Consider the following 14,172-nt stretch of genomic DNA (forward strand, 5'->3'; position numbering starts at 1 on the left):
CGAGCTATCCTCTTCCTATGATGGAAAGGATAGCTCGTTTTCGTGTCAATTTAAGGGCTAGGCAAGATGTAAAGAAGCGTGACGGTCGAGCTGACAGGCTCCTCTTCCGTGTAATCGATGAATTCCTCCTGTGATTCATGAATCGTATACCGGTTGTTCGGAAAGAGTTCCGTTACCCAGGTCGGAACGTGTGAAGCGAGAGGGAACGACTGAATCCGCTCAAGTGGGAATAGGGTTCCGTCCGGATTCGTCGTGTGGACATGTAGTGCGTCTTGTGAAGCATCCTCGAGGACAATCGTTATGTAAAGCTGATGTTCAATCTGTTTTTCCTCTAGTTTTTGTTGCATGTCCTGCATAGCGCTCAATGCGATCCGAAGATGTGCTTTACGAATACGCAGACTCGCGTTGCCATGTCCATAAAAGTCAGGATGCTCGTGCCATTCGTTAAACCAGACGTCTGTATCAATATAGGAGGGAGAAGAAAAACTTTTGAATTCAAGTTCGAGATTTTTAAAATAACGGCGTTTGCCGCGGAATTTTTTCATGAGCAATGTACCTTTCAGTAAAGGGATTTTTTCATAAGGGAAATAAGGCGAAGACACTAAAAATGGGTAAATAAAAACCAATGACTTAAATGGTGTGACTCGTTTCTGAGTGACGAACTGATTGCGCGGACGTTCCCGGTGTCATAATCGCCACCGTCTTGCTACTATCGTCGATAACGCCATTGCGAATCAGAACATGACCTACGCGCTCGATGCAGATATCTGTTCCTGATCAACTGTAGTTTTATTTTGATCGCGACGTTGCTAGGTGTCAAATAGCTCCTACGGACGGATAAAAGCTTACAAATCCAGTCATCAAAACGAATCGATTGTTTCCTGATCTCTGACTTGAATCAACTTGATCCTGACCAACTAGAGAAATTGTTCAATGAACGTGTGCCGTGATGACGGAACTGAGGAGGAGAGAGCATGCTGGCGTTCTTTATCTTGATCCGAAATTTTTTTCATGTCATCCGTATCTTATTCAAGCAAGAAGAACAGAAAGCATTGATGATCATGGTCGGGGCACTTTTCTTGATTGGGACGGTCTTCTATCACAATGTCGTACAGTTCAGTATTCTAGATGCCTTTTATTTCTCCGTCATGACACTCGCGACTGTCGGATACGGGGATCTCGTCCCACAGACAGCGTTCGGTAAATTGTTTTCGATCGGTTACGTCATGCTTGGTGTCGGTGTTCTCAGTGCCGTCATCGTGAACTTTAATATGGCATAAAACAATATCACCAGGACAAGAAGAAGAAGGAGGAGCAGAAATGAAACCACATCTGACGCACTTCTTGCATTGTCTGATCCTCGGAGCAATCGTCGGATTGACGGCTGCCTTGTTTTTAAGTGGTGTGAACGCATCGATTCATTATGTATGGGAGTGGTTACCGTCTGTACTCGATGTATCTTTCTATGGACTTGGCGTCGGTCTACTCGGTGGTATCGGTGTTGGTCTTATTAAAAAGTCGGTAGGTGATTACCCGAAGACGATGCATGAGACGCTTGCTAACTTCAAGCAAGAAGGTCGTGTACCTTATCGCGGTGCTCTCTGGAAAAACACCGTTGCCGCATGGATCGTGCTGACGTGTGGAGCGAGTTTAGGACCGGAAGCTGCGTTGATCAGCATCTTAGGGGGAATGGTGACGTGGATCGGTGATCGGTTACGGTTGACGGAGCCGGAGCGGCAAAGTTTCTTGCAGACGGGATACGCTGCGATGTTAGCGACGATTTTTCATGCCCCGTTCGTCAGTGTCTCTGAAGCGATCGAGGAGGAACCGATGCAGCAAGCAACGTCACGCTGGCAAAAGGTACAACGCATCTTTTATTACGGCATTTGTACGCTCGTCGCTTTTGCCTGTTTTCGTTTCATCATGCACCTCGTACCCCATGACCGCGTGTTCGCTATTAAGATACCACCGATTACGTGGAATGCGACTGTCATGTGGTTCATCCTTCCGGCGATTCTCCTCGGGATCGCGTTTGGACTTTTCTTCATATGGACGGAGCGGGTGACGAACTGGATGGTTTCCCGCGTCGGAAATCCAATCCTTCTCGCACTCATCGCGGGAATCGCGATTGGTCTTGCATCCATGATTTCCTCTTACTTATTGTTTTCTGGTGAATATGACATCTTCGATTTTACGAAAGAGGGATCCTCCTGGACAATCGGTGCCTTATTGTTGCTTGCGATCGGAAAGGTGGGGTTGACGCATCTTTGTTTTTCCTGCGGCTGGAAAGGCGGAAAGATATTCCCGTTAATTTTTTCGAGCACAGTCATGGCATTCTGTCTCAGCCAATTAAGTCCGTTCATGCCTGGATTGATCGTGACACTTGTCGTTACGGCTAGTTGTACTGTCGTCTTGCGTCAGCCACTCGTGACCGCTACGCTTCTCCTCTTTCTATTCCCGTTGCAGTTCTTTCCATTGATCCTACTTGTCTGCCTTGGCGTTCAACAATTCATGAACTACTACGGAAACCGTCTTGCATTATCCGATAAATAAATTTATGACTTACTAAATTATTCGTTATTTGTCTTATAGATTGAATGGAACTATACTTTATAGGAAGACCAAGCAAAAGGAGAACATACATGATTGATTTTGAATGGTACCGGAGTTTCATTCACGTTTACCAACAGCGTTCCGTCTCGGCGGCGGCAAAATTTCGTTTTTTGACGCAACCGGCGGTCAGCCAGCATATCGCGGCACTGGAAGCAGAACTTGAGACGACCTTGTTCATCCGTGCGCCACGGCAAATGATTCCGACGGACGCGGGAACAGCCCTCTATACACAAGTCGTCGGATTGATCGACCGGCTCGAGGAGTTATCGCTTGAGATGAAGTACGAAGCAGGGGAGCAATCTCGTCCGGTCTTGAAGTTCGGGGGACCGACGGAATTCGTGACGCATGGGATCGTACCAAAGCTACCGCTCGACGTCGCACAGTTCACGGTAGTCTTTGATTTGACGGTTCCCTTGTTGCAACGCTTGCTTGCGAATGAGCTCGACTTCATCATCGCAACGAAGCGGATCGATGAACCGGGAGTCCAGTATGTCCCAATCGCTGACGAACGCTTTCATTTGATCGCTCCAATCGGATACGATGCTCCGGAAACGGATCTAAAGGAATGGATGGACCAACAACGCTGGATTAGCTATGGACTCGAGTTACCAATCATTCGTCGGTACTATCAGACGCAGTTCGGAGAACGACCTGGGATTCGTCCGGAAATGATCTTACCGAACGTCGATGCGATACTAAAGGCGATCGAAGTAGGACACGGGATTAGCATCTTGCCCGATTATCTCGTCGAAGCAGCGGTCAGCGCTGGACGGGTACAACGGATTGCACCGGAACGATTCGCGACGAATCAGTTATATGTCGCTTATCGAACGGACTCGCGCCACGATCCGGTTTTGCAACAGGTGATTGTTGTCTTACAATCGTAATGAAAGAGGCTAATTAAAAAAAGAATGGCAGATCATCATTTTGCATCACTTCCCTTATGTAGAGACTGACTTTTGAGTCAGCCTCTTTTTCTGTTCAAAAAGAAAGACTATTCCGATAATTTGCAATGTGATAAATTGTAAATATAACATAATTTATCCAAAATAAGAGTGGTTCTTTTAAATCCTTCAAGGAGGCATCAAATGCTGAAGTTCATCTGGAACGCATGGTGGCGAAACAAAGAACGATTTATCCTGTTGCTAGTTGGTGTGCTGATCGTCAGTACGGGACTGAGTTACCTCATCGGTACCTCTCAAGCGAATAAAGGAACGGTCGTCGATGCATTGCAACAGCGCTGGCACTCTTCCTACGATATCGTTGTTCGACCAGTGGGGAGTCGAAGTGTCACGGAAGACTTGAAGTTGCTCGAGCCGAATTACATGAGTGGTCTTGATGGCGGTATCACCCGTAAACAATATGAGACAATCAAACAGATGACCGACGTCGAGGTCGCGGCACCGATCGCAATGATTGGTGGAACGTATATCGGAACACCCATCGGTACGCATACGATTAAGAAACAAGGCATCTATCGGTTGCGAATTAACAGTCAACAAGATACTGGTCTGAAAACGGAGCAATATATCACCGATCATTATTTAGGCGCTGGTTGGGAGCCTTTAAAAGATGCTACAAAAACGGGTCTTTCTCCGTTAGGCGTCGGGAAGGTGCCGTTGTATGAGCAAGGTACATACGAGATGATTGCCGGTGTGGATCCGGAAGCAGAAGCGAGACTCGTCGGTCTGAAGGATGCGGTCCATACGACTGCGCACAGCCGCTATTTTGATCCGAACACGAAAATCACGAAGCGCGGAGACGGTGCCATACAAATTCCGGTTCTCTTGAATGAACAGGAATATTCGACCGTCAAGACATCGTATACCTATGAAGATGTCCTGCTAACGCTACAAGATGATTCGATGAATGCGACTGTCAATATGATTGAACAAAAAGGGGGAAAACAGTTCCTCAAAACATTAAAGACGGATCATCCGAAAACATACACGATTACAAGCCGTCAAATCCGAAAACAACTTGTCACGGATATCTTGAACGGAAATCATGAACCAAACGGTGCGAGTGAGTTCGACTGGGTCAGTCAAAAGCCGTCCCCTGTCAGGTATCAACCGCTGAAGAGTCCGTTCGGGAACCGCTGGCCGTATACGTATCAAGTCGAACCACAACGGGTCAAAGCAGAGTCGCTGCTGGCAAAACGAGCGATGTATCGAAAACCGAATCCGTTCGGGAAGACAAGTGACGATTGGATCAAACTAGACATGAACTACATCGGCGTTTTTAATGCGAAAAAATTGAAGCTGTCCAAAGATCCATTAACCGAACTGCCGATGGAGACATACTTCCCGGCAAAGGCACAGTGGGTCATGGATGCACAAGAACGACCGGTCAATCCACCGCGTGACGTCGAAGCGATGGACGATCCATTCGATTTCCTGACGAAACCACCGTCTGTCTTGACGACACTCGATGCTGCGTTTGCGATCCGGGGAGATAAAGCGATCTCTGCGATCCGAATTCACGTCAAGGGAGTCGAGACGTTGAACGAACAAAGCGAAGCGAAACTGCAAGCGGTCGCGCGAGAAATCGAAGATAAGACGGGACTGATCACCGACGTCACACTTGGATCATCGCCGCAACTGGCCTTGACCTACTTACCGGGACTTGACGGGAAAAAAGCTCTCGGTTGGATTCAACAACCATGGATCAAGCTTGGCTCTTCCATCTCAATTTTCGAAGAAGCAAAAGTCGGAATGGGTGGTGTTATCGCCAGTGTCATCGCTGTCGCCATCGTCTATGTTTTCAGTTCGAACATCATTTTACTCTATGCACGGAAAAAAGAGTTCGCGATTTTACTGTCGCTTGGTTGGCGACCGCGTCAACTGTCAACATTACTCTTGCTCGAGGCGACCTTACTCGGAACACTCGTCACGTTGATTGCCTGGCTGATTCTCGGCGGATTTTCATTAATCGGGAACGGTGGGACGAGTCTTGAACGCGTTCTTTTGATCGGTCTTGCTGGTCTTTTGATCTACTGGGGCGGTACGCTCGTTCCGATGGCATTGATTCGTTGGATTCGACCGTATGAGACGATGCGAGCCGGAGAGGCGACAAGTGGACGACGGTTCGTCCGTTCGACAGGTGTACTTGGCATGAGTCTCAATCAATTACTGACCTATTGGCAACGGACCGTTTTATCGATCATCGCGATCGCTTTACCGACGAGTCTGTTCATGTTCTTCCTGTTCGTCACGTTCCGTCTCAAAGGCGTTCTGTATGCGACATGGCTCGGTGAGTTTGTCGCCCTTGAGGTCGGCACGATGCATTACATCGCAATGGGTGTGGCTTTGCTGATAGCGATTTTGACGACAACGGAAATCCTCTGGCAAAACGTCAATGAACGGAAAAGTCAGCTCGCCGTCTTGAAGGTCACGGGGTGGCATGATCGCCGGATTCGATTACTCGTTCTGATTGAAGGCGGTTTGACGGGATTATTAGCTGGAATGATTGGTCTCGCCGTTGCACTTGTCTTGATTTGGCAGACGTATCATACGTTCCCGACAGCAGACATCGGCTTTCTTTGCCTGACATTAATGATTCCACTCGCAACGGGTGTCGTCGGTGCGCTCCTACCGGCAGCACGAGCTGTCCGCATTACACCGAGTGCTGCCATTAACCAGACCGTCGTCAACAGTAAAGCAACAGAAAAACGGTTCAAGATTGCCCTTGGAACGATTGGAGGTGGTTTAGTCGCAAGCATCTTGATCCTCGGCTTCTTCGTGGTTGCGAAGATACCACCTGCTCCGGCTAAACCTGTCACCAAACCGACGAAAGTGATCCAGACGACAGGGGCGAAACTTCACGATCAACAGTCACAAAAGGAGCGCGTCTTGCCTAAGAAAAAGTCGGTCAAGGAGAGCAATGAAACACTCGAAGCCGTCTTACAAAAGGCAAGCTTCCGGACGTATCCGGGAGATACGAACGTCAAACGGTACAACGATCTGGAAGTGAAGGAAGCGCGGACGTTGACGAATCTTAAGTCACCTGCTGGACAAAAAGCAATCATGATACGGATTGAGATGCAGGATTCAGACGAGATGGTGGTAGGCAGTTTCTATACGTATGAACCACAGTTCTTCACATTGACGAACGATCAATCGGGAACACATGATCCAATCGACGTCATTAATCGAAATCCAAAAGCCTGGATTGAGCAGTCGAAGTATTTGCCGCCATATAAGTCCCGCGTTGACTTGATCTATCATGTTCCAAAAGCAGCAAAAAAAGCCGTCTTATTCTTAAATGGTGAATGGACAGCACAGACCTACGCCTTTGAAATGAAAATAAAGTAAGTAGGGTAAACGGAAAAATCCCAAGATTGTCCTCAAGTGAGGGGATAATCTTGGGTTTTTTTCATTCAGATGTCACGTAAGAACGCCACGTTTCGATCAGCGACGAGATGGGCGATGTCCGCACGATACGTATGATAGTGCGGTGAGGCGACATGCTGATCGAAAGCGTCTTGATCACGCCATTGTTCGTAAAAGTAGAAGACGTTCGGATCATCGATAGCGTGGTGTGCCTGATAGGTCAGGCACCCTGCCTCGGCACGCGAAGGGGCGATCACACCTTCGATGATGGAAGCGAGCTGTTCGCCTTGATTCGGACGCGCTTCGATCCGGGCGATCAGTTGAATCATCGATAGAACCTCCTATGAAAAGAGATCCTTCATCCAAAGGATCTCTTGAATTGATTAGTTGAGTGTGGTGATGACAGCTTTCGCAACAGCGATCGTGGACTGTGGATTTTGACCTGTGACGAGGTTTCCGTCGACTTGGACGTTCTCTGTGAAGTTGTCAGCCGTGATGATGTTTGCGCCAAGTTCACGAAGACGCGTCTCGAGCAAGAATGGCATGTAGACGTCAAGTCCTGTCGCGCGTTCTTCTTCATCCGTGAACGTTGCGATCGTTTTTCCTGCGACGAGCGGTGTTCCGTCTGAGAGTGTCGCACTAACGAGTCCAGCTGGTCCGTGGCACACTGCAGCGACTGTCTTGTTCGCTTCAAACAATGTACGAAGGGCGTTGTTCAAAGCATTACTTTGTGGCAAGTCGAACATCGTACCGTGTCCGCCTGGCATGAAGATCGCATCGAATGCCGAGAAGTCTTGGATTGATTTTAAATCAAGTGTCTCTTTCAAGAGTGGAGCTGTTGCTTGAATCTCAGCTGGGACTTCGTCTTCCAGGCTCCGAGCGTCGATTGGTGATTCACCGCCGTTCGGACTTGCGACCGTTACGGTATATCCTGCGTTCTTGAATTCGATGTATGCTTCCGCGAACTCAGACAACCAAAGTCCTGTCGCGTGACCTTCCTTCATTTCTTTTGCGTTTGTGACGACCATTAAGATGTGTTTACTCATGATATGTTCCTCCTTTTTCGTTTGCCGATTGGCTACGTGATTAGAATACGCCCAACTTTAACGAAAAACAAATTAATAAAAATGAGCTTATCGATAAATAAATTTATACATAAAAATAAAAGCTGCTTCCTACCATGATGGCGGAAGCAGTTTGAAAGATAGATTAACGTACGTCAGAAGAATAGTTAGCTAAAATCGAGTGACTTCGCACTGTCACGATGACACTGGTAAGACTCGCGACTGTTCCGAGGACCGCTACAATAAGCGTTGATGAGCCGTCTGGAATTAAGAAACCGACTGGAATCAGTCCGACGAAACTGAAGACGATCAAGGATTGATAAATGACATTGACGATCTTCAGTACAGGGTTTTCGAAAAACGATAGGATGAATGGTGGTAGGAATAAGACGACAATTAGTCCAATCGCAATATAGAGCGATAACGGCTCCTTAAACGAGATGGTATTGCCTGTTGAATGGCGTGCTGCGACGAGCACGGCGACGATCGCGACGCATAAGGTTACACAAACGAACGTTAACCGTTTTAACATACGAACCCCTCCTTTTTACTTTAATTCCATAATAAACCAATTTCTAAATGGAATACAATCTTTTTCCGGGCAACCAATGATGACGAATCGCCTTAACGATGACATCGGGACGATCCCAGTGTAATAGATGTCCTGTCTCCGGAACGAGATGGACCGTCGCTTGTGTTATCTCATGTAATAGGTTCGTCGCCTGCTGACGGATCGATGCTTGATCTGTCGGTAACGTAGCGACGTACAACTGAATGTCCGCTGGTGGAACGTCCGGTAGAAAATCAAGAACATCCTCGTGGTGCAGCGCACGTACGATCGCAGCAGCCGTCTCTCCTCGGGCATGCCAGTGGAATCGTCCTTCCTCCATCCGAAGGAGGTCGGCTCCGGCTTGATCAAGAGACGGGGAGCGACGGGCGTTTGGGGCATAAACGGCAATGTCCAAAAATTCCTCCCATGTCGAAACGGAATCCTCGAAATCTTGTTCATAAAAGGCGACTTCTTCCTCTACAGAACGACCGTAGAGCCGTTTACTGTGATAGCCGCCGTCAATCAGGATCGTGCCAAGCACACGGTCCGCATGTTCAATCAAATAATAAAGCGAGAGAACACTGCCCCACGAGTGCGACAAGGCATAGAACCGCTTGATATCAAGGATGTGTAAGACTTCGTCGATCCAGTCCGTGAAGGGTTTCATGCGGTAGTGTAGGGGATCTGAGAAAGCTGGTGTTTTGCCGTGACCGGGTAAATCAATCGCAATCAGACGGAATTCTTCCGCGAGCGCTTCGGCGATTTCGATGAAGCTGAGACTTGTACTGCCGAGTCCATGGAAGCAGACGATCGTCGGAAGCTGTTCGTTTCCCCATTCCGTAATGTAGACGGATTGTTGCTGACAGGTGATCGTATAACGTTTCATTTGCCGTCTCCTTTTTTCTTTTACTGTACCATGAGGAGAATGTTGGGAATTGAAAAATAAGGAAACTTTCTTTAAGGAGTAGCGTAGAGTAAGATGACACGTCATTTACATAAAGGAGAATTCACATGGAAACCATCATCACGATGCTCTTAACAGCCGTTACCTTATATGGACTCGGTGTCTTTGTCACGATAGTAAAAGAACGCTTGCGTTAATCAAAAAAATGTCCGAAGGAGTCCGTTATGTTTCCAATCGTAAAACAAGAATTCACGAGCAGTTTCAAAAGCGTCAAAGCGATTCTATTGATTCTTTTTCTGACGATCACGTCTGTCTTCACAGCATCGTATTTGACGAGACATCCGGAACTGCTTGCTGGCGTTAATCAACCATCTGCTTATACTTCAAGCATTAAGTTCTTCATCCTGTTCTTCGGTTTTCTATTCGTGGCTGCGTTATCACACGACATCATCAATCGTGAAATCGAGACGCGGACGATTCGTTTACTGGTCACGAAGACGTCGCGTCTGCGAATCGTTTTGGAGAAGTTTCTCGGATCATTGTTGTTTTGGTGTGCGACGCTTACGATCAATTTCCTCATTGTCTCGCTCTACGCGCAGCAATGGTTCTGGATCGATTATCTGACGATTCTGATCGTCATCCTATATATCACGAGTTTCAACATCTTTTTATCTACGATGATTACAAAACCTGGTTTGACGATGTTCCTCGGTATTTTTCTCGGGATCGTCGTACCGATCATCGGTCTTTGGTCAGCGTTCTCAGAAAAATGGTATCTGGTACCGTTTCAATACATCTTGCCATACCACGCTGTCATCATGTCTGGAACGTTATTACTGTTACCTGTTTTATGGAGTGGGGTATTTTTGATGGTCGCCTACCTGACGTTAAAACGAAAGGATCTATAATATGAATGCGATTGAAGTAAAAGGGTTGAAGAAATCGTTCGGTGCGAAGGAAGTCTTACGAGAAGTGAATTTGACGGTCGAACGAGGAGAAATCTTTGGTTTTTTAGGTCGTAATGGTGCTGGGAAATCGACGTTCATTCAGATTATGACCGGAATCACACAAGCGACAGGCGGAACTGTCGCACTTCTCGGTGAACCCGCTGATCGACTGGATGCCATCAAACAACGGATCGGGGTCATGCCGGATACATCAAATCTGTATCATGATATGACGGCACGTGCGTTTCTTAACTACATGGCAGGATTATCAGGAGTTCGCATCACGAAGCAAGAAGTTAGAAGATTGCTTGAACAAGTCGGATTAAGCGGGACGGAGCGACAAAAAATCGGGAGCTTCTCGTTCGGGATGAAGAAAAAGATCAGTATCGCACAAGCGCTCACCGGAAATCCGGAATTACTCTTTTTAGATGAACCGACGTCCGGTCTTGATCCAGAATCGGCGATCGAGATCCAGCGATTGTTGCTTGCATTAAAAGCGGACGGAAAAACGATTTTCTTAACCTCGCATAACTTGAATGAGATCGAAAAGATGTGTGACCGTGTCGCCATCATGACGGAGGGAAGAATCGTCCGCTATGGAACCGTTGCGTCCTTACAAGAAGCAATGAGGCAGGAGATTCAAATCCGTATTCGGACTGTTCCGCGATTAGCGCCATCGCATCTGCCAGCATACGCTCGGCTTTTGTCGCAAGCTGATGATTGTACACGGCTTGATTTATCGACGGAAGAGGATATTCCAGAGTTACTCGTCATGCTTGCGGAACAAGACGTCAAAGTCTACGAGGTGCAGATCGAACGTCAATCGTTAGAAGAGATTTTCTTAGCGGTCTGACCGACTAGCCTCTGATTCCGTCTCCGGAACATCTTCGAGTAAAAGACGACCCCCGTCATTCCACTGACCGTACATCTGATTTAGTTTCGTTTTTTCAATCAACGTCTGCAGACGTTTTTCATAGAGAGCGGGATCCTTACGTACACTTTGAATCGTATCAATCCGAATCCGTCGATAGAGCTCCGGGAAGTCATTAAACTGTTCATAGACGACCGGGTCTTCTTGTAGGCGCGCTTGGATGGCGTCATCAATGACGAACGCATCAGCACGCATGTCTGGTAGAACCTGTCGTCCGGACGGTTGCATCAAGCCGAGACGTTCCAAGCGGCGGACCCGTTCCTTGTTCAGTTCGGTCCAGTTGCTGTTCTTTCGTCGCGGAGTGAACCGTTGCGCCAGTTCACCGTCTTCGGTCTTCTTTGCAATGCCATCAATCCAGCCGAAGCAAAGTGCCTCTTCGACGGCATCGAGATAAAGTAACCCGTCCCCGATTTGTTTTCGACTGAGAATCACCCAACAGAAGGCCGCGTGATCTGCGTGTTTCGTCAGCCACTGTCGAAAGCCATCGCGATCGGTAAAGCGTAAGACATTCGTGATTTCCACGTTCGTTCCTCCATTTCAGATAGCAGTGCCCCCTTCACGTCACGCGAGGGGGCACTTTTTTCTTTAACGCAACGGGTCATGATGAAAGACACAATTCCGACCACTCTTTTTCGCTTGATAGAGGGCGGCGTCTGCCTGCTGGATTGTCTGCAGAAAATTGTAGATCTCAGACGGTTGATGGGTTTGGCGAGACACACCAATCGATAACGTCACTTGTAGCGGTTCCGTCGCTGATAACTCATACGTTCGCGTGGCACTGGCTTCACAAATTTGTTCCGCGATTCGACGCGTCTCAGGCAATGAATATTCCGGTAACAGCATCATGAATTCTTCACCGCCGAATCGCCCGAGCACACAAGAAGGGGGACAATAGGACGTAAGCAAGGCACTGATTTGTCGTAAGATATGATCCCCTCGGTCATGACCGTATGTATCATTGACCTGTTTGAAATGATCGACATCGATGATCATAATTGAAAAGTTCATCTGTTGTGATTTATATCGTTGGACTGTCTCTTCTAAATGGCGCCGATTATCAAGTCCCGTCAACATATCCGTCAAGGCGAGACGCCGATGCATCCGGACTTGATGGAAGTGCCAGCGGACTTGATGCAGAATACTGTGTAGCAGGAGACCGGCACAGCCGTTTCCGACGAGAAATACCGTCATCGCCGTCACGTCATTCGGACGAACATGTTGAACGAATGGTAAACAAAGAATGAGTGCGATTGAAAAAATGATCGGAAACGAGATAAAGCGATCCGGTGCTTCATTTTGTAAGTATAAGACAACGATGCTGACGATTAGATACGTACCGACAAGCCAGAATGGATGATTGGAATGAAAAATAAACGTTTGAAGGGAAGCGAAGACGAGCGTCGTAATGAAGCCGCTACTGATGCCTCCATAGATGAAGGCGATGACGATTAAAGTAATCGACAAATCGAAACGAAATCCCTCATAGGTGATGGCATTGTGAATGACCCAGTAGCCGGCACCGGTTGCAAGAATTAGCACTAACAGATTTTTTTTCAGCCAACTGTCGAGCGTATTTCGGAATTGAAACCGCTTAAAAAAGAATAGAGAGATGAGCACGAAGAAAAAGGTTAGAGCGACGTTGAGGATGAGATGATTCAATGTATTCCACATGTTCGTGTTCCTCTCGAATGATTTCTGAAAGATAATTACAATAAAATGATTTATTTAGTAAATATTTATTCTATACAACCAACGATACCCTAAAGGTGTATTAAAGTATCGTAATTACCTTATCTTTAAAAAAAGATAACAGGTTCTCTTCTAAATCAATAATACTCTGAGATTTTCTCGCGTGAAGACTCGATTAGATAATCAAGTGAGACGAAATTATGAATGAATGCAAACGAGCCAATTTCCTTGATGGATACCCCTAATCTCTCTGCATCTTGAATGCGGAAATCTTCATTCGAGTGCAGAATTTCAAAACCTGCTGCTTGCATTCTCTCCCCGTCGAATTCGAGGGTGACGATATCTCCATCTTGCCACTCACTCTTTAATTGATGAAAGTGCATTTGGTACGCTTCGCTTGGAGGATCGACTTCAAACGCGATCCAGCCTTTTGGTGCATCGACTTGAAATGCCGGCGATAATCCTCCGCGTGACACGATGGATTTCATATGATGCCGATGTGTCATATGACGTAATAGCATGGTCAGACCACTCCTTTTCATCTATTATTACGCGACGGCGTCAGAATATCGAGAAAAATTTTAAAAAGAGTTTCAAAAGAGATGGAAGAATCTTGGATTTTTCTGGTATACAACATTCGATTAGTCTGCACTGACCGTTTGCTTCGCTCGTTTACGTCCCGGTTTCGATTTATGCGGGAGAGATCGATGCAAGCGGAATCCCGCAAGCATTATTGATTCAAATCGAGTGTTTGATCAGATTTTCGTCATTTTGAGAGTCATGTTTATACGTGCAATCCGGAAAGTGAAGGTGTTCGGCGGATGAGACGATACAGAAACTATACTGATTGTATGCAAAAAGTCATTTAAGGACATGATGGAATACCGAATTGATTTCCTGATTGTTGTCCAGAAGGTTAGGAGAAGATACGAAACAGCGCGTTTTATATTTAATGAAATATCAGATTGGACAACTAGGGACGCGCAACGATTATACAGGAGTATAAATATAAACACGAGATTCGATGGTAGCAGTAGAATCGAGTAAAATTCAAAGCAATCTGAAAAATAATCAAAATCGGATAACACATTTCCTTGATTCCTGAAAAAGGAAATTTTGAATATCTCCTTTTTGTATAATGAG

At 46.7% G+C, this 14,172-nt stretch carries 14 protein-coding genes; 6 read left to right on the forward strand and 8 right to left on the reverse strand.

Annotated elements, in window-relative coordinates; all coding sequences use genetic code 11:
- Positions 1–50 precede the first annotated feature (50 nt).
- Positions 51–545, reverse strand: coding sequence for a hypothetical protein (locus tag ACY2IG_RS07835; protein ID WP_462618673.1), 495 nt, complete (start codon positions 543–545; stop codon positions 51–53).
- A 429-nt stretch (positions 546–974) separates the two neighbouring features.
- Here ACY2IG_RS07835 and ACY2IG_RS07840 point away from each other — a divergent pair, with 429 nt between their 5' ends.
- The 4 genes from ACY2IG_RS07840 to ACY2IG_RS07855 all read left to right on the forward strand — a co-directional run bounded on the left by ACY2IG_RS07840 (position 975) and on the right by ACY2IG_RS07855 (position 6,926).
- Complete coding sequence (locus tag ACY2IG_RS07840; RefSeq protein WP_375091672.1) at positions 975–1,280, forward strand: potassium channel family protein; 306 nt, start codon at positions 975–977, stop codon at positions 1,278–1,280.
- A 40-nt stretch (positions 1,281–1,320) separates the two neighbouring features.
- The gene (locus ACY2IG_RS07845) at positions 1,321–2,553 is read left to right on the forward strand and encodes a chloride channel protein (RefSeq protein ID WP_462618674.1); all 1,233 of its coding nucleotides are present in this window, start codon (positions 1,321–1,323) and stop codon (positions 2,551–2,553) included.
- An 89-nt stretch (positions 2,554–2,642) separates the two neighbouring features.
- A complete protein-coding gene (locus ACY2IG_RS07850) occupies positions 2,643–3,500 on the forward strand; it encodes a LysR family transcriptional regulator (RefSeq protein ID WP_375091674.1) in 858 nt (285 codons plus the stop codon).
- Positions 3,501–3,701: 201 nt separating this feature from the next.
- Positions 3,702–6,926 (forward strand): ABC transporter permease, encoded by a 3,225-nt coding sequence (locus ACY2IG_RS07855; RefSeq protein ID WP_462618675.1) that lies wholly within the window; start codon positions 3,702–3,704, stop codon positions 6,924–6,926.
- Between the two features lie 65 nt (positions 6,927–6,991).
- Here ACY2IG_RS07855 and ACY2IG_RS07860 read toward each other — a convergent pair whose 3' ends face one another.
- The 4 genes from ACY2IG_RS07860 to ACY2IG_RS07875 all read right to left on the reverse strand — a co-directional run bounded on the left by ACY2IG_RS07860 (position 6,992) and on the right by ACY2IG_RS07875 (position 9,444).
- The gene (locus ACY2IG_RS07860; protein ID WP_329470871.1) at positions 6,992–7,273 is read right to left on the reverse strand and encodes a putative quinol monooxygenase; all 282 of its coding nucleotides are present in this window, start codon (positions 7,271–7,273) and stop codon (positions 6,992–6,994) included.
- Between the two features lie 54 nt (positions 7,274–7,327).
- Complete coding sequence (locus ACY2IG_RS07865; RefSeq protein ID WP_462618676.1) at positions 7,328–7,990, reverse strand: type 1 glutamine amidotransferase domain-containing protein; 663 nt, start codon at positions 7,988–7,990, stop codon at positions 7,328–7,330.
- Between the two features lie 163 nt (positions 7,991–8,153).
- Positions 8,154–8,540 (reverse strand): hypothetical protein, encoded by a 387-nt coding sequence (locus ACY2IG_RS07870; protein ID WP_329470875.1) that lies wholly within the window; start codon positions 8,538–8,540, stop codon positions 8,154–8,156.
- Between the two features lie 43 nt (positions 8,541–8,583).
- Positions 8,584–9,444: an alpha/beta fold hydrolase gene (locus ACY2IG_RS07875; RefSeq protein WP_462618677.1), complete on the reverse strand. Its 861-nt coding sequence runs from the start codon at positions 9,442–9,444 to the stop codon at positions 8,584–8,586.
- 242 nt (positions 9,445–9,686) lie between these two features.
- Between ACY2IG_RS07875 and ACY2IG_RS07880 the strand changes: the two genes are divergently transcribed.
- Together ACY2IG_RS07880 and ACY2IG_RS07885 are read left to right on the forward strand one after the other, a co-directional pair.
- A complete protein-coding gene (locus tag ACY2IG_RS07880) occupies positions 9,687–10,370 on the forward strand; it encodes an ABC transporter permease (protein ID WP_462618678.1) in 684 nt (227 codons plus the stop codon).
- A 1-nt stretch (position 10,371) separates the two neighbouring features.
- On the forward strand, positions 10,372–11,262 hold the full coding sequence (locus tag ACY2IG_RS07885; protein WP_462618679.1) for an ABC transporter ATP-binding protein: 891 nt from the start codon (positions 10,372–10,374) through the stop codon (positions 11,260–11,262).
- On the opposite strand, the gene ACY2IG_RS07890 is transcribed toward ACY2IG_RS07885, so the two are convergent.
- The 3 genes from ACY2IG_RS07890 to ACY2IG_RS07900 all read right to left on the reverse strand — a co-directional run bounded on the left by ACY2IG_RS07890 (position 11,251) and on the right by ACY2IG_RS07900 (position 13,550).
- The gene (locus ACY2IG_RS07890) at positions 11,251–11,862 is read right to left on the reverse strand and encodes a YdeI/OmpD-associated family protein (RefSeq protein ID WP_462618680.1); all 612 of its coding nucleotides are present in this window, start codon (positions 11,860–11,862) and stop codon (positions 11,251–11,253) included. The two genes, ACY2IG_RS07885 and ACY2IG_RS07890, sit on opposite strands and share 12 nt — an antisense overlap.
- Before the next feature lie 63 nt (positions 11,863–11,925).
- Positions 11,926–13,011 (reverse strand): GGDEF domain-containing protein, encoded by a 1,086-nt coding sequence (locus ACY2IG_RS07895; protein ID WP_462618681.1) that lies wholly within the window; start codon positions 13,009–13,011, stop codon positions 11,926–11,928.
- Positions 13,012–13,166: 155 nt separating this feature from the next.
- Entirely contained in the window at positions 13,167–13,550 is a 384-nt protein-coding gene (locus ACY2IG_RS07900) for a hypothetical protein (RefSeq protein ID WP_462618682.1), read from the reverse strand.
- Between the last annotated feature and the right edge of the window lie 622 nt (positions 13,551–14,172).

This window comes from Exiguobacterium sp. EF_C8 (assembly GCF_054956715.1).